Origin of the sequence: Saccharothrix lopnurensis (assembly GCF_042658445.1) — a bacterium.
GTDB lineage: Bacteria > Actinomycetota > Actinomycetes > Mycobacteriales > Pseudonocardiaceae > Actinosynnema > Actinosynnema lopnurensis.
Genome location: NZ_JBHSQO010000005.1, coordinates 206100 through 220964 on the forward strand (window position 1 = coordinate 206100; position 14865 = coordinate 220964).

The window sequence follows — 14865 nt, forward strand, 5'->3', positions numbered from 1 at the left end:
GTCGACCGGCCGGTGGGGTCAGACCCCGGCGATCGACTGGATCCACGACCGGTACCGCGTGACGTTGGTGTACGCGGTGGTGGTCTGCCGGTCGCTGGTGGAGGCCACGCCGACCTGCGCGCCGCCGGCCATCATCGGGCCGCCGGAGTCGCCGCCCGCCGTGATGCCGTTGCCGCGCCGGGCGCAGATGGCCGAGCCGCCGTAGGCGTCGGTGCACCCGCCGGTCACCGTCACGGTGGCGACCTTCAGGTACTGCGACTGGCAGTTGGCCTCCGAGCCGCACTGGGACGTGGCGCCCCAGCCGTAGACCTGCACGGACTGGCCCACGGTGACCGAACCGGCCGCGCCGAGCCGCGCGTAGGTCCCGGGCACGGAGCGGTCCAGCCGGACCAGCGAGAGGTCCGACGAGTGGTTGTAGGTCTGCACGCCGTTGGCCACCGTGCCGCCGCTGCCCTGGTCGAGGCTGCCGATCCGGAACGACAGCCCGCCACCGCTCACGCAGTGCTTCGCGGTGAGGATCCACGTCGGGGCGATGATGGTCGCGCTGCACGTCTGCCGGCCGTTCGAGAACAGCCGGGCCGCCCACGGGGCGTTGCTCGCGTAGCCGCCGCCGATGATGTACGGCGTGACCTCGCCGCCCGGCGCCGGGGCCGCCGAGCCGTTGGGCGCCAGGGTGAGCAGGGAGAGCAGCGCGGCTGCGAGCGCGGGGACCAGCCTGGTGAGTCGCAAGGGTTCCTCGTTTCCGAAGACACGCGATTTCTCGCGCACAGGGTGTCTTGGGTCACGGAATTCGTACCACTCGATCGGGTGAGTTGGGATATATCGAAAGAGTCATAACGTGAGCGCCATGCTCGTCGAACTGGCCATCGGGGACGCGTACGGCGCGGGCTTCGAGTACGCCGACCCGGACTACGTGACCAGGCACAACACCCTCGCCGGCTACGTGCGCAACCCCCGGCACCCGCGGCTCGCGCCCGGCCACTACACCGATGACACCCAGCTGACCCTGGCGCTGGCCGAACTGCTCGTCTCGGGGGAGCCGTGGACGCGGGAGACCGTCGCCGAGGCGTTCGTGACCGCGTTCCACCGCGATCCGCGCGAGGGTTACGCGCGGGGTTTCCACGCATTCCTGGGCACCGTGCGGACGGGGGAGGAGTTCCTCGCGCGCATCCGCCCGGACAGCGACAAGAGCGGCGCGGCCATGCGGACCGCGCCGCTCGGGCTGCTGCCGACCCCCGCCGACGTGCTGCACCACACCGACGTGCAGGCCCGGGTCACGCACGACACCCCGGACGGCGTGGCCGCGGCGCGGGCCGCCGCGCTCGCCGTGCACTACTGCGACCGCGGCCTGGGTCCGGTGGCGTCGGTCGGCGCGTGGGTCGCCGACCGGCTCGGCTCCCCGGTCTGGGCGCGGCCGTGGCGGGGACCGGTCGGCCCGAAGGGCGTGGCGAGCACGCGGGCGGCGCTGACCGCGCTGGCCGCCGGCGGCACGCTGAGCGGGGTGCTGCGGGCGTGCGTCGCCTTCACCGGCGACGTGGACACGGTCGCGACCATCGCCCTGGCCGCCGCCTCGCGGTCGGCCGAGGTCGTCCCGGACCTGCCACCGGTCCTGGTGGCCGGCCTGGAGAACGGCGCGTACGGCCGCGACCACCTCGCCGCCGTGGACGCCCGGCTGCCGTAGTGCCCGACCGGCTCGACCGGCTCGACCGGCTCGACCGGCTCCGCGTGCCACGCGCCCGGCGCGCGAACGCCCGGTCGACGGGCTCACCGCGAGCCCGTCGACCGGGCGCTCCTCGTCCCGCGGGACGTCGGGGGCGCGACGCCGCCCGCGCGGTGTCAGCCCGCGCGGGTGATCGGCATCAGCGGTCGCGCGTCCGTGGTCAGGAAGTCGGTGATCAGCGACGCGCACAGCTCCGGCCGCTCGAACAGCATCAGGTGCGAGGTGCCCGGCAGCACCGCGAGCTGCGCGCCCGCGACGCCCCGGTACATCGCCACGGTGTGCTCCAGGTGCACGATGTCGTCGTCGCTGCCCAGCACGAGCGTCGGCGCGGTGATCGCGGCCAGGTCCACCACCTCGTCGGAGTTCGCCGCCCGCGCGTACTTCTCCACCACCACCGGCAGGTGGTCCCGCCCGTCCGGCGACACCTCCGCGTACCGGTCGGCCAGCTCGGCGGGCAGCTCACCGCCCGGCTGCGGCAGGAACACCCAGCCGTCCCTGGCGAACGCGGTGTTCAGCACGACCAGCCTGCGCACCAGGTCCGGCCGCCGCTGCGCCAGGCCCAGCGCCACCACGCCGCCCGCGCTGAAGCCGACCAGGTGCGCCGGCCCGCCGACCACCCGCTCCAGGAACGCCGCCAGGTCGCCCGCCAGCACGTCGAGCTCCACCGGTCCCGGCACGTCCGGCGTGCGCCCGTGCCCGCGCCGGTCGACGGTGTGCACGCGGAACCGGTCCGCCAACCGCGCCAGGTTCGGCCCGAACTCCCGCGAGTCGCTGAACCCGCCGTGCAGCAGCACCACGGGCTCACCCCCGCCGCGCACCTCGTGCCACGTGCGCACACCGTTCACGTCTTCGTACACCGGTCCTCCTCGAAAAGGGCTTCACCCCCTGTTACGGGAGCCGGCGGGCAAACTCATCGGCAAACCGAAGATCGGGAACAGCCCGTCCCCGAGGCAGGTGGTCGACCCCACCTGCCACCCACCCGAGAACTCCACCAGCACCAGCGCGAACGGCCGGTACCCGCCCCGCTCGTCCGGCCGGTACTGGCCGAACGCGGGCACGCCGTTCGCCCACGTCCGCACCACCCGCGCGTCCTCGCACCCGCTGCCGCCGGCGGACAGCGCCGCCGCGATGTCGGCCTTCCCCCGCAGCCACCACGTGAACGGCGGCATGGTCATCGTGGCGTCCTCGTGCAGCAACGACACCAGCGCCGGCACGTCGTGCCGCTCGAAGGCCGCCGCGTACCGCTCCAGCAGGTCCTCGTCGACCGGGCCCAGCGGTTCCGGCCGGCGGTCGGCGATCCCGGCGCGGGCCCGCTGCAACGCGCTGTTCACCGACGCGACCGTGGTGTCCAGCAACCGCGCCACCTCGGCCGCGCGCCAGCACAGCACGTCCCGCAGGAGCAGCACCGCCCGCTGGCGGGGCGGCAGGTGCTGGAGCGCGGCCACGAACGCCAGCCGCACGCTCTCGCGTCCCACCACGACCTGGTCGGCGGGCAGCACCCGCTCGTCCGGGACGGGCCCCACCCACGCCGACGCGGGCAGCGGCTCGCCCAGCGGGGAACCCGGGGCCGACGGCGAGGTCAGGTCCATCGCCACGGCCCGCCGCCGCGCGCTGCGCAGCACGTCCAGGCACACGTTGGTGGCGATCGCGTAGAGCCAGGCCCGGAGCGTGCCGCGAGCCGGGTCGTAGGTCCCGCGCCAGGCCCGCACGAACGTCTCCTGCACCGCGTCCTCGGCCTCGAACGGCCCGCCCAGCATCCGGTAGCAGTAGCCGGTCAGCTCGACCCGGTGCGCCTCGAACTCCACCACGCCAAGGTAGACGCCGAGGTAGACTCCGGGGTGGCGCCCTCGACCCCTCGGTGCGACCCCCACGCGTGGCACGACCGCGTTTCGCCCGTCCCACGACTCCCCGAGGACCCCCGTGCCACGCACCTTCGCCGGCTCGCCCGTCCGCGACCTGCTCGCGCTCACCGCCCGCCCCGAGGTGATCTCGTTCGCGGGCGGCCTGCCCGCGCCCGAGCTGTTCGACGTCGAGGGCCTGCGCGCGGCGTTCGACCGGGCGGTGTCGCGCCGCTCCCTCCAGTACTCGCCCACCGAGGGCGACCCCGACCTGCGCGCCCTGGTCGCCGACCGGCTCACCCGGCGCGGCCTGCCCACCGGCGTGCCCGACCTGCTCGTCACCACCGGCTCCCAGCAGGCGCTGATCCTGGTGGCGACCGCCCTGCTGGAGCCCGGCGCGGTGGTCGCGGTCGAGGAGCCCACCTACCTCGCGGCGCTCCAGTGCTTCGGGCTCGCGGGCGCCCGGCTGGTGCCCGTCGCGTCCGACGAGCGCGGCGTGGACCCCGACGCGCTGGCCGACGTGGTCGAGCGCGAGCGGCCCGAGCTGCTGTACCTGGTGCCCACGTTCGCCAACCCGACCGGCCGCACGCTGGACGCCGGGCGGCGGCGGGCGATCGCGGAGCTGGCCGACCGCCACGGCCTGTGGGTGGTCGAGGACGACCCGTACGGCGAGCTGCGCTACCGGGGCGAACCGGAACCCGCGCTGGCGTCGTTCAGCGACCGGGTGATCCACCTCGGCAGCTTCTCCAAGGTCGGCGCGCCGGGCCTGCGGCTGGGCTGGCTGCGCGCGCCCGGGTCGATCATGCGCACGCTGGTGGTCGTCAAGCAGGCGACGGACCTGCACACCTCCGCCGTCGACCAGGCCGCGGCGGCGGCCTACCTGGCGGCCAACGACCTCGACGCGCACATCGGCCGCCTGTGCGCGGCCTACCGGGAGCGGCGGGACGCGATGATCGCGGCGCTGCCGGGCACCGTGCCGGCGGGCACGCGGTGGACCGACCCGGACGGCGGGATGTTCGTGTGGCTGACCCTGCCCGGCGGGGTGGACACCGCGGAGCTGGTGCACGAGGCGCTGGCGCGGGACGTGGCGTTCGTGCCGGGCGCGTCGTTCCACGCGGTCACCCCGGACCACTCGACCCTGCGGTTGTCGTTCACCACCAACACGCCCGAGCGGATCGCCGAGGGGATGCGCCGGCTCGCGTCGGTGTTCTGACCGCGCGGTGTTCCGACCGCGCGGGACCCCGGCCCCCGGGCCGGGGTCACCCCGCCGGTTCGCCGTCGTGCACGACGTCCGCCCGCAGGTCCGACCCCGCCGCCGCCCGGACGCCGCGGACCGCCAGCCGGTCCGCGCGCTCGTTCTCCGGGTGCCCCGCGTGGCCCTTCACCCAGTGCCACTCGACCCGGTGCGGCGCGGCGGCGGCGTCCAACCGCTGCCACAGGTCGACGTTCTTGACCGGCTGCCGCCCGGAGGTGAGCCACCCGTTGGCCTTCCACCTGGCCAGCCACGAGAGCACGCCGTTGCGCACGTAGGTGCTGTCGGTGTAGATCCGCACCGAGGACGGCCGCTTGAGCGTCTCCAGCGCCTGGATCGGCGCCATCAGCTCCATCCGGTTGTTGGTGGTGGCCGACGACTCACCCCCGAACAGGTCGCGCTCGTGCGCCCCGTACCGCAGCACCGCGCCCCACCCGCCGGGACCGGGGTTCCCGCTGCACGCGCCGTCGGTGTAGATCTCGACCACCTGCTCCACGCGAGGACCATACCCACCGCGGGATCCGTTCGCGGGCGAGTCCGCGCGCCCGCCCGCGCGGTTGATTCCCGTACCGCCGGGCCCGCGTCGTGCCCTGGCCTGGCTCGCGGTCAGCGTCACGTTCGCGTTCGCCGAGGTCCTGTTCGCCCCGCTGTCCACGGCCGCTGCCGCGGCCGTCGGGCGCGCAGGGGCGGGCGAGCGCGCTGTTCCAGCTCTCCTGGGCGATCCCGGCGGTCGGCGGCCCGCGCTGTTCACCGCCCTGCTGGCGGCGGGCGCCCCGGTGCTGTGGACGACCCTGGCCCTGACCTCGGCCGCCGCCGTGCCCGCGGTCCGGCGGCTGCGGCGGTCGCCGACCCTCGGCCTGCACACCGCGCCCGCCCCGGTCGCGCGCCGTCCCGTTCGGGAACCGTGAGTCGTCCCTTCCGGAACCCCGGGCCGTCCCGCCCGACCTTCAGACCACCCCGCCCGACCCCGCGTCGTCCCGCCCGGGACCCGGAGCCGGCCCCGCCCTACCCCGGGCCGTCCCGCCCTACCCCGGGCCGTCCCGCCCTACCCCCGGGCCGTCCCGCCCGGGAACCCCGGACGGGACGGCCCGGGGCTCAGTTCCCGCGCCGCAGCAACGCGTTCGCCCCCACCGCGGCCACCACGCCGCAGCAGCCCAGGCCCAGCACCACCACCCGCAGCGCCTCGGTGAAGCCGTCCCCGACCAGGTGCCCGCCGCTCAGCGCCGTCAGCACCGAGCCGGCGGTGGCCAGCGCGACGGTCTCGGTGGTCAGGCGCGCGGTGTTGAACAGCCCCGCGGCCGTGCCCGCCCGGTCGACCGGCGCGCTGGAGACGGCCAGCCCGTCGACCACGCCGGTGGTGAGGCCGACCCCCGTGCCGACCAGCAGCAGCGACAGCCACGGCGGACCCGCCGGGCCGGTGGCGACCAGCGAGACCACGCCGACCGAGGCCACCAGGACCGCGCCGGTCGCCAGCAGGCGCGGCGACCGCCGGGCCACCGCCGCGCCCGGACCGGGCAGCAGGACGGACGGGACGGTGAGCACGAGCATCCACAGCCCGGCCCGCGCCGGCTCCAGCCCGACGACGTCGATCAGGTACGACGGCAGGTAGACCAGCAGCGGGACCAGCAGGCCCATCAGGGCGGCCGCCACCAGCGAGTACCCCAGGAAGGCCCGGTCGCGCAGCAGCGCGAGGTCGAACACCGGCGCGGACCGGCGGCGCTCGACCCGCACGAACCCGACCGCGCCCCCGACCGCGACCGCGCCGACCGCGAGCACCGCCGGGTGGGCGGGACCGAGCGCGGGTGCCTCGACGAACACCCAGATCACCGCGCCGAGCCCGAGCGTGAACAGGACCCCGCCGAGCCAGTCGACCTCCCCGCGCCCGGCACCCGGCCCGGCGGGCAGGGCCGGGCACAGCAGCAGCGCCAGGGCCGCGAGCACCGCCGGCACCCCGAACACGGCCCGCCAGCCCACCGCGTCGACGAGGAAGCCCGAAATCGTCGGCCCGAACGCCAACCCGGCGCCCAGGACGGTGCCCAGCGCCCCGAACACGCGGGTGCGCGCCGCGCCGTCGAACGTCGCCGCCAGCAGGGACTGCCCGGTCGCGGTGGCCACCGCGGCACCGGTCCCGGCGAGCAGGCGGGCGGCCACGAGCACGCCGACGTCCCGCGCGAGGGCGCACAGCACGCTGCCGACGAGGAACGCGGCGACCCCGGCGACGTAGGGGCGGCGCCTGCCCAGCCGGTCCGCGAGCGAGCCGCCGAAGGCCAGGAACGCGGCGAAGCACAGGTTGTAGCCGGTGACGACCCACTGGGCGCCGGTCGGGGAGGCCCCCAGGTCACCGGTGAGGTCGGGCAGCGCCACCGAGGCGCCGGTGATGGTCAGGGGGAAGGAGGACAGGGCCGGCAGGACGGCCGCCGGCACGAGGAAGCGGCGGTTCACCCCGACCACCGGTCCGAGGTGGGGCGGGAACGGGTTCGCAAGGCGGAGCTCCGGGAATCGTCAACGGAGCCGGGGCAGCGCGAAGGGCCACACCGGCGAGGACTTCGCGGGCGCGGCGACGCTGCTCTTACGACCTGGGGTTCACGCCGCCGCTGAGGACGGCCACCCTGTCCGAGGCGGGCACGGGTCGATCGTAGGGGGAACCGGTTCGCCGCCGAACCGGTTTTGCCGGGGCGGGGCTCACCCCGCCGCGGCGATGCCGGCGGGACCCTCCCGGCGTGCACGAGGTTGCCGTCCGGCGCGCCGCGGCGGCTGGTCCGGCAGGCGAGGTCCTCGGCCGGGTCGGTCCGCCCCACCCTGCCCGCGAACAGCGAGTCACCTGAATGGGCAATAGGTCAGCCGGATGTAGCTCATCGTGCTACGCAGGGCTACGCTAGGTCGGTGAAGGTCATCAGTCAACGGGAGTTCCGCAACAACTCCGCTGCGGTCATGGACGCGGTCGAGGCTGGGGAGACGTACCACGTCACCCGCAACGGCGTGGAGATCGCCGAGGTCCGTCCGCTGCCCCGTCGTCGGCGCCTGACCGCCGAGGAACTGGTCGAGCGGCACCGGAAGCTCCCGAAGGTCGATCACGGCCTCATGCGGCGTGAAGCCGACGAGTTGTTCGGCTCCGAAGACCGGATCGGTGACGACGACCCGTGGGAGCGCAGCCGTGGCTGACCGGCACGAGTCGGGCGTGCTGGACACCTGCACGTACATCGACCTCGGACTACTGGACCCGGCGGTGCTGCCGGAGGTCCCCGAGTTGACCGCGATCACCCTGGCCGAGCTGCACCAGGGTGTGGCGATGGCCAAGGATGCCGCGGCGCGGGCGGTGCGGACCGAGAAGCTGGGGGCGGCGATCGCCGAGTTCGAGCCGTTGCCCTTCGACGGTCAGGCCGCGGCTCGCTTCGGCACGCTGGTGGCGCTGACCCTCGCAGCGAAGCGCGACCCGAAACCGCGCCGGCTGGACCTGATGATCGCCGCCATCGCCTCGACCCGAGGTCTGCCGCTCTACACCCGCAATGCCAAGGACTTCGCCGGACTCGACGGCATGGTCCAGATCGTCGAGGTGTGAGAAGTGCGGCTGGTGAGCTCCGCTCGGGCTCACCAGCCGCGTGAGCGCCACTCGTCCAGGTGAGGACGTTCACTCCCAAGAGTGGAATCGTCCCCATGTCCCGGGTAGAACCACGTCTCGTCCGGCAGCACGTCGAAGATCCGCGCCGACACGTCGTCGATCAACGAGGCGAAGTCCTCCGGTGACGCCGTCCGCCCCACCCCACCCGGGAACAGCGAGTCCCCGGTGAACAGGTGCGGACGACCGCCCGGGTCCCGGTACAGCAGCGCGATCGACCCCGGCGTGTGGCCGCGCAGGTGGACCACCTCCAGCGGCACCTCCCCGACCCGCACCACGTCACCGTGCTCCACCAGCACGTCCGGCGGCACCGGCAGCACCCCCGCGTCCAGCGCGTGCGCCACCGTGTTCGAGCCGTTCGCGCCCGCGACCGCCCCCAGCGCCCCCCAGTGGTCCGCGTGCTGGTGCGTGGTGACCACGGTCTTCAGCCTGGGCCGCTCCGAGGAGTGCCCGATCAGGTCCGACAGGCGCCGCGGGTCGGCCGCCGCGTCGACGAGGAGGGCCTCGTCGGTCGCGCGGCACACCAGCAGGTACGCGTTGTTGTCCATCGGGCCCACCGAGACCTTGGTGATGGTCAGCGCGTCGAGGGTGCGCCGGGCCGCCGGGCCGTCCGGTGACACGTGCCCCGTGTAGTCCTCTAGTACGTCCACAGTGGCCGACCGTAGTCGACCCGGCACACCCTTCAGGACCCGCACAGGTCGATCCCTTAGTCTTGGTAACGACCCCCGCCGCTCCGCAGATGTCGTTCGAATGGGGTTTTCCACCTCGTGCCTACCAAACGCCGGATCAACTGGGACGTGCTGCGCGTCCTGGCCGTCCTCTGTGTGATCCTCCAGCACGCCACCCACGCGGGACCGGCGGCCCACCCCGAGATCAGCGCCCCCTCGTTCGCCTTCTCCCTGGAGTTCGGCGCGAGCGCGCTCGTGGTCATCTCCGCCTTCTTCGCCTGCGCGGGCCTGGCCAAGGGCGAACCGGCCCGCTTCCTGCGCAACCGCCTGGCCCGCCTGTTCCCCGCCTACCTCGCCGCCGCGGTCTTCACCTACGCCCTGGTCCGGTTGGCCGCCCCGCCGGACTGGAGCCACGCCGGGCCGCGCGACCTGCTGCTCAACGCGCTGATGCTCCAGAACTGGTTCCCCGGCGTGAACCTGATCGACCACTCCTACTGGACCCTCCCGGTGCAGGTCACCGGCTTCGTCGCGGGCGCGCTGCTGGCCTCCCGGCTGCGGGGCGGGGCGCTCAAGGCCCTGCTGTGGACGCTCGTCGTCGCCCCCCTCGTCCTGCGGGAGCAGGCCGCCGAACCCGGTCTGCTCAACACCCTCTACAACGGCCTGGGCGCGCACCGCGGCCAGCTGTTCGCCATCGGCGTCGGCATCTGGCTGTGGTCCCGCTCACGGCTCGGCGACCACCACCTGTTCGCCCTGCTCACCTGCGCCCTGCTGGCCCAGGCCACGCACACCGAGGACCTGCGCTCGACCATCGGCCTGGGCGTGGTCCTGATCGGTGTGTGCGCGGCCGCGGGCGGCCCCGACTGGGACGTCGCCCCCGTGCGCGCGCTGCGCCGGCCCATCAGGTGGCTGGCGGGCATCTCCTACGGCGTCTACCTCGTGCACCAGGAGATCGGCTACTTCGTCATGGTGCGGGTGGCCTCGGTCACCCCGGGCCCGCTGGTGGAGCTGGCCGCGTTCACCACCTCCGCCGTCGTGCTGGGCTGGCTGCTGACCGCGCTCGTGGAACGCCCCGCCTACCGCGCCCTCACGGCGAACCGCCGCCCCGCCGTGGTCGGCCTGCTGCTCGCCGCTCAGAGCCAGCTGGGCAGCGCCGGCGCGGCCCCGGTCAACCGCTCGCCGCTGTGGCGGCCGGTCAGCCACCCCAGCACGTCGGCCGCCGCGCCGCTGACCAGCGGCGAGCCCTCGCCCGCCGAGCCCGCCGAGCCCGCCGGGCCGAGCGCCCAGTCCCGCTGACGGCCGTCCGGGAACTCGACCTCGATCCGCACCTCCGGCGTCCCGGGCTGGTCCGCGTAGTGGGCGGCGGCGTCCTCCAGGAAGCCCTCGACCAGCTCGGGCGGCAGGTCGGCGAACCCCACCCCGCGGTCGAGGTCGACCAGGTGGACCCACACCTCGCGCAGCCGCAGCCACGGCACCCGGTGCGCGCGGAACAGCCCCAGGCGCGGGTGGTCGACCTCGGCCTCCCACGCCCCGGTCGGCAGGTCGCGCGCGTAGGCGGCGAACCGCTGGCACGCCGCGTCCAGGTCCGCCCGCAGCAGCTGCGGCAGCCGGCCCGAGCCCTCCTCGATGTCGGCGTCCCGGTCGGCCCGGCTCAGGTACATGGGGTGCTCGACCCCGGTCTTCGCCCACGTCAGGAGGTTGACCAGGGCATCCGCGTTGCGCGCCAGGTGCGTCACCACGTGGCCCCGGCTCCAGCCGGGCAGCAGGCTCGGCCCGCGCAGGTCGAGCTGGTCGAGCTCGGCCACCACCCCGTACAGCGCCTCGGTGGCCCGCGCCACCTCGGCCAGCCCGGCGGCCGCGTCCTGCACCGCGTCCCGCGCCGCGCCCGGCTGCCCGCCCCGCGCCGCGGCGGACTGCTCGCGCGGCGCGGGTACGCTCGCCTGGGCGGATCGGACCTGTGCGGCATCAGTGAAGCTCATGGGCACCCCATCCCGCGTCTATGCGGCCGAACGGCCTATCGTCCCAGCGTAGGGGCGGCGACTACCCCTTGGTAGACCCGTTGGCGGCACGATCGCGGGAACTCGCCCACCCAGTCTTTGTCGGTGCCCGCACCTAGCATGGTGCACGCCCTCCCCGACAGACCCGGCCCGGTGGGTCCGATACGCTGCTTCGAACACCTGTTCGGGGGAAGGTCAAAAACCGAAGGGAAACGTTGTGGCCGACCGGCTCGTCGTTCGCGGGGCACGCGAGCACAACCTGCGGGGGGTGGACCTCGACCTGCCGAGGGACAGCCTCATCGTGTTCACCGGGCTGTCCGGCTCGGGCAAGTCCAGCCTCGCCTTCGACACGATCTTCGCCGAGGGCCAGCGGCGCTACGTCGAGTCGCTGTCGGCCTACGCCCGCCAGTTCCTCGGGCAGATGGACAAGCCGGACGTCGACTTCATCGAGGGCCTCTCGCCCGCGGTCTCCATCGACCAGAAGTCGACCAGCCGCAACCCGCGCTCGACCGTGGGCACCATCACCGAGGTCTACGACTACCTGCGCCTCCTCTACGCCCGCGCGGGCAAGCCGCACTGCCCCACCTGCGGCGAGGCGATCAGCAAGCAGACCCCGCAGCAGATCGTCGACCAGGTGCTCGCCATGGAGCAGGGCACCAAGTTCCAGGTCCTGGCCCCGGTCATCCGCGGCCGCAAGGGCGAGTACGTCGACCTGTTCGCCAACCTCCAGTCGCAGGGCTACTCGCGCGCCAAGGTCGACGGCGCGGTCTACGCGCTGGGCGAGGTGCCCAAGCTCAAGAAGCAGGAGAAGCACCACATCGCGGTGGTCATCGACCGCCTGGCGGTGAAGGCGAGCGCCAAGCAGCGCCTGACCGACTCCGTGGAGACCGCGCTGCGGCTGGCCGACGGCCTGGTCGAGCTGGAGTTCGTCGACGTGGCGGAGACCGACCCGGGCCGGGTGCGGGGCTTCTCCGAGAACCTGGCCTGCCCCAACGGCCACCCGCTGGCGATCGAGGACCTGGAGCCCCGGTCGTTCTCCTTCAACTCGCCCTACGGCGCGTGCCCCACGTGCACCGGCATCGGCGTGCGCAAGGAGGTCGACCCGGAGCTGGTCGTGCCGGACGACGAGCTGTCGCTGGCCGAGGGCGCGATCGCGCCGTGGGCCTCGGGGCAGACCGCCGAGTACTTCACCCGCCTGCTGGAGTCGCTGGGCCTGACCATCGGCTTCCGCATGGACACGCCGTGGCGGCAGCTGCCCGCCAAGGTCCAGAAGGCGATCCTGCACGGCATCGACGAGCAGGTGAACGTCCGCTACAAGAACCGCTACGGCCGCGAGCGCTCGTACTACGCGAACTACGAGGGCGTCATCCCGTTCCTGGAGCGCCGCCAGGAGCAGACCGAGTCCGAGTACATGCGCGAGAAGTACGAGGGCTACATGCGGGAGGTGCCGTGCCCGGTGTGCCGGGGCACGCGCCTGAAGCCGGAGATCCTGGCCGTCACGCTGCACCACCGGACCAAGGGCGACCGGTCGATCGCCGAGGTCTGCTCGATGTCGGTGGCCGAGTGCTCGGACTTCCTCGACGGGCTGGAGCTGGCCAAGCGCGAGTCGATGATCGCGGGCGCGGTGCTCAAGGAGATCCAGGCCCGCCTGCGCTTCCTGCTCGACGTGGGCCTGAACTACCTGTCGCTGGACCGCGCCTCGGGCACCCTGTCCGGCGGCGAGGCGCAGCGCATCCGGCTGGCCACGCAGATCGGCTCCGGCCTGGTCGGCGTGCTGTACGTGCTGGACGAGCCGTCGATCGGCCTGCACCAGCGCGACAACCACCGGCTGATCGAGACCCTGACGCGCCTGCGCGACCTGGGCAACACGCTGATCGTGGTCGAGCACGACGAGGACACGATCCGCACCTCCGACTGGGTGGTCGACATCGGTCCCGGCGCGGGTGAGCACGGCGGCCACGTCGTGCACAGCGGCACCTACGAGACCCTGCTGAAGAACAAGAAGTCGATCACCGGCGCCTACCTGTCCGGGCGCGAGGAGATCCCGATGCCCGCCGTCCGCCGCCCGGTGGACCGCAAGCGGCAGCTGACCGTGGTGGGCGCGCGCGAGCACAACCTGCGCAACATCGACGTGTCGTTCCCGCTGGGCTGCCTGGTGGCGGTCACGGGCGTGTCCGGCTCGGGCAAGTCGACGCTGGTCAACGACATCCTGGCCACGGTGCTGGCGAACAAGCTGAACGGCGCGCGCCAGGTGCCCGGCCGCCACACCAGGATCAAGGGCCTGGAGCACGTCGACAAGCTGGTGCAGGTCGACCAGTCGCCGATCGGCCGCACGCCGCGGTCGAACCCGGCCACCTACACCGGGGTGTTCGACCACATCCGCAAGCTGTTCGCGGCGACCACCGAGGCGAAGGTGCGCGGCTACCAGCCGGGCCGGTTCTCGTTCAACGTCAAGGGCGGGCGCTGCGAGGCGTGCGCCGGCGACGGCACCATCACCATCGAGATGAACTTCCTGCCGGACGTCTACGTCCCGTGCGAGGTGTGCAAGGGCGCCCGGTACAACCGGGAGACGCTGGAGGTCCACTACAAGGGCAAGACCGTCGCCGAGGTCCTCGACATGCCCATCGAGGAGGCGGCGGACTTCTTCCAGCCGATCAACTCCATCCACCGGCACCTGCGCACGCTGGTGGACGTCGGCCTCGGCTACGTGCGGCTGGGCCAACCGGCGACCACGCTGTCCGGTGGCGAGGCGCAGCGCGTGAAGCTGGCCTCGGAACTCCAGAAGCGGTCGACCGGCAAGACGGTCTACATCCTCGACGAGCCGACCACCGGCCTGCACTTCGAGGACATCCGCAAGCTGCTGGGCGTGATCAACGGCCTGGTGGACAAGGGCAACACGGTGATCGTGATCGAGCACAACCTCGACGTGATCAAGACGTCGGACTGGTTGGTGGACATGGGTCCGGAGGGCGGTTCGGGCGGCGGCGTGGTGGTGGCCGAGGGCACGCCGGAGCAGGTGGCCGCGAACAGCGGCAGCCACACCGGCGCGTTCCTGCGCGAGTCGCTGCCCTCGGTGGCGGCGGTCGGCTGACGCGCACCCCGGGTGGTGGCCTGCGCCGCCACCCGGGATGCGTGAGCATGGTCGACATGTCGCTGAACTCCTACCGCTTCCGCAGCGCCTGGTGGCTCGACAGCGCCCCCGGGCAGGTCTTCGACGTGCTCGCCGACCTGGGCGGTTACCCGCACTGGTGGCGCGAGGTGCGGGAGGCGCGCCAGGTCGCGCAGCGCGCGGCCGAGCTGCGGTGCCGGTCCCTGCTGCCCTACGACCTGGTGTTCGAGGCGCGGCACCACACCGAGGACCGGGGCGCGGGCCTGCTGCGGGCCGACCTGGCGGGCGACCTCGACGGCACGGCGAGCTGGCGCGTCCTGCCGGACGGGCCGGGCGCGCGGCTGGTCTTCGAGCAGGAGGTGGTGGTGCGCAAGGCGCTGCTGCGCGGGTTGGCGCCGGTGGCCCGGCCGGTGTTCCGGTTCAACCACGCGCTGATGATGCGCAGCGCCGAACGCGGCCTGCGCACGTACCTGGCGGGTTTCCTGGCGGGGCGGCGGGAACGGGTGGCCGACCAGGTCGGGTAGGGCTCGGGCCAGGTCGGCTGAGCCGGCCCGAGCTGAGCCGGCCCGAGCTGAGCCGAGCCGAGCCGGCCCGAGCCGAGCCGGCCCGAGCCGAGCCGGCCCGAGCCGAGCCGGCCCGAGCCGAGCCGGCCCGAGCCGAGCCGGCCC

14 protein-coding genes and 1 pseudogene are annotated in these 14865 nt (G+C 73.8%); 8 read left to right on the forward strand and 7 right to left on the reverse strand.

Annotated elements, in window-relative coordinates; translation table 11 throughout:
* Window positions 1-18 precede the first annotated feature (18 nt).
* A complete protein-coding gene (locus ACFP3R_RS07605) occupies window positions 19-729 on the reverse strand; it encodes a S1 family peptidase (RefSeq protein ID WP_380634130.1) in 711 nt (236 codons plus the stop codon).
* A gap of 118 nt (window positions 730-847) precedes the next feature.
* Between ACFP3R_RS07605 and ACFP3R_RS07610 the strand changes: the two genes are divergently transcribed.
* The gene (locus ACFP3R_RS07610; RefSeq protein WP_380634133.1) at window positions 848-1681 is read left to right on the forward strand and encodes an ADP-ribosylglycohydrolase family protein; all 834 of its coding nucleotides are present in this window, start codon (window positions 848-850) and stop codon (window positions 1679-1681) included.
* A 155-nt stretch (window positions 1682-1836) separates the two neighbouring features.
* Here the strand turns inward: ACFP3R_RS07610 and ACFP3R_RS07615 are convergent, their stop codons facing one another.
* Window positions 1837-2577 (reverse strand): alpha/beta fold hydrolase, encoded by a 741-nt coding sequence (locus ACFP3R_RS07615; protein ID WP_380634135.1) that lies wholly within the window; start codon window positions 2575-2577, stop codon window positions 1837-1839.
* A 21-nt stretch (window positions 2578-2598) separates the two neighbouring features.
* A complete protein-coding gene (locus tag ACFP3R_RS07620; protein ID WP_380634138.1) occupies window positions 2599-3525 on the reverse strand; it encodes a sigma-70 family RNA polymerase sigma factor in 927 nt (308 codons plus the stop codon).
* A gap of 115 nt (window positions 3526-3640) precedes the next feature.
* Here ACFP3R_RS07620 and ACFP3R_RS07625 point away from each other — a divergent pair, with 115 nt between their 5' ends.
* Window positions 3641-4771 (forward strand): aminotransferase-like domain-containing protein, encoded by a 1131-nt coding sequence (locus ACFP3R_RS07625; RefSeq protein WP_380634140.1) that lies wholly within the window; start codon window positions 3641-3643, stop codon window positions 4769-4771.
* A gap of 46 nt (window positions 4772-4817) precedes the next feature.
* Here ACFP3R_RS07625 and rnhA read toward each other — a convergent pair whose 3' ends face one another.
* Window positions 4818-5306 (reverse strand): ribonuclease HI, encoded by a 489-nt coding sequence (gene rnhA / locus ACFP3R_RS07630; protein WP_380634142.1) that lies wholly within the window; start codon window positions 5304-5306, stop codon window positions 4818-4820.
* Window positions 5307-5367: 61 nt separating this feature from the next.
* On the opposite strand from rnhA, the gene ACFP3R_RS07635 reads away from it, so the two are divergent.
* Window positions 5368-5718 carry a hypothetical protein gene (locus ACFP3R_RS07635; RefSeq protein WP_380634144.1) on the forward strand — a complete coding sequence of 117 codons (351 nt, stop codon included), beginning with the start codon at window positions 5368-5370 and terminating at the stop codon, window positions 5716-5718.
* Window positions 5719-5905: 187 nt separating this feature from the next.
* Here the strand turns inward: ACFP3R_RS07635 and ACFP3R_RS07640 are convergent, their stop codons facing one another.
* Complete coding sequence (locus ACFP3R_RS07640) at window positions 5906-7261, reverse strand: MFS transporter (protein WP_380634146.1); 1356 nt, start codon at window positions 7259-7261, stop codon at window positions 5906-5908.
* A gap of 432 nt (window positions 7262-7693) precedes the next feature.
* On the opposite strand from ACFP3R_RS07640, the gene ACFP3R_RS07645 reads away from it, so the two are divergent.
* Both ACFP3R_RS07645 and ACFP3R_RS07650 read left to right on the forward strand, forming a co-directional pair.
* Entirely contained in the window at window positions 7694-7972 is a 279-nt protein-coding gene (locus ACFP3R_RS07645; protein WP_380634148.1) for a type II toxin-antitoxin system Phd/YefM family antitoxin, read from the forward strand.
* A complete protein-coding gene (locus ACFP3R_RS07650; protein ID WP_380634150.1) occupies window positions 7965-8369 on the forward strand; it encodes a type II toxin-antitoxin system VapC family toxin in 405 nt (134 codons plus the stop codon). The genes ACFP3R_RS07645 and ACFP3R_RS07650 overlap by 8 nt, the downstream gene beginning before the upstream one ends.
* A gap of 29 nt (window positions 8370-8398) precedes the next feature.
* Here ACFP3R_RS07650 and ACFP3R_RS07655 read toward each other — a convergent pair whose 3' ends face one another.
* Entirely contained in the window at window positions 8399-9076 is a 678-nt protein-coding gene (locus tag ACFP3R_RS07655) for an MBL fold metallo-hydrolase (protein ID WP_380634152.1), read from the reverse strand.
* A gap of 147 nt (window positions 9077-9223) precedes the next feature.
* Here ACFP3R_RS07655 and ACFP3R_RS07660 point away from each other — a divergent pair.
* Window positions 9224-10135: pseudogene (locus ACFP3R_RS07660) on the forward strand (acyltransferase family protein); the annotation flags it as partial.
* 89 nt (window positions 10136-10224) lie between these two features.
* Here ACFP3R_RS07660 and ACFP3R_RS07665 read toward each other — a convergent pair.
* Window positions 10225-11070 carry a maleylpyruvate isomerase family mycothiol-dependent enzyme gene (locus ACFP3R_RS07665; protein ID WP_380634155.1) on the reverse strand — a complete coding sequence of 282 codons (846 nt, stop codon included), beginning with the start codon at window positions 11068-11070 and terminating at the stop codon, window positions 10225-10227.
* A 235-nt stretch (window positions 11071-11305) separates the two neighbouring features.
* On the opposite strand from ACFP3R_RS07665, the gene uvrA reads away from it, so the two are divergent.
* Both uvrA and ACFP3R_RS07675 read left to right on the forward strand, forming a co-directional pair.
* On the forward strand, window positions 11306-14179 hold the full coding sequence (gene uvrA, locus ACFP3R_RS07670; RefSeq protein WP_380634158.1) for an excinuclease ABC subunit UvrA: 2874 nt from the start codon (window positions 11306-11308) through the stop codon (window positions 14177-14179).
* A gap of 47 nt (window positions 14180-14226) precedes the next feature.
* Window positions 14227-14721: an SRPBCC family protein gene (locus ACFP3R_RS07675; protein ID WP_380634246.1), complete on the forward strand. Its 495-nt coding sequence runs from the start codon at window positions 14227-14229 to the stop codon at window positions 14719-14721.
* Window positions 14722-14865: the final 144 nt, after the last annotated feature.

Bases quoted from the DNA above. Each gene is read 5' to 3' on its own strand.
- ACFP3R_RS07610 (WP_380634133.1), top strand. From the start codon at position 848: ATGCTCGTCGAACTGGCCATCGGGGACGCGTACGGCGCGGGCTTCGAG.
- ACFP3R_RS07675 (WP_380634246.1), top strand. From the start codon at position 14,227: ATGGTCGACATGTCGCTGAACTCCTACCGCTTCCGCAGCGCCTGGTGG.
- ACFP3R_RS07665 (WP_380634155.1), bottom strand. From the start codon at position 11,070: ATGAGCTTCACTGATGCCGCACAGGTCCGATCCGCCCAGGCGAGCGTA.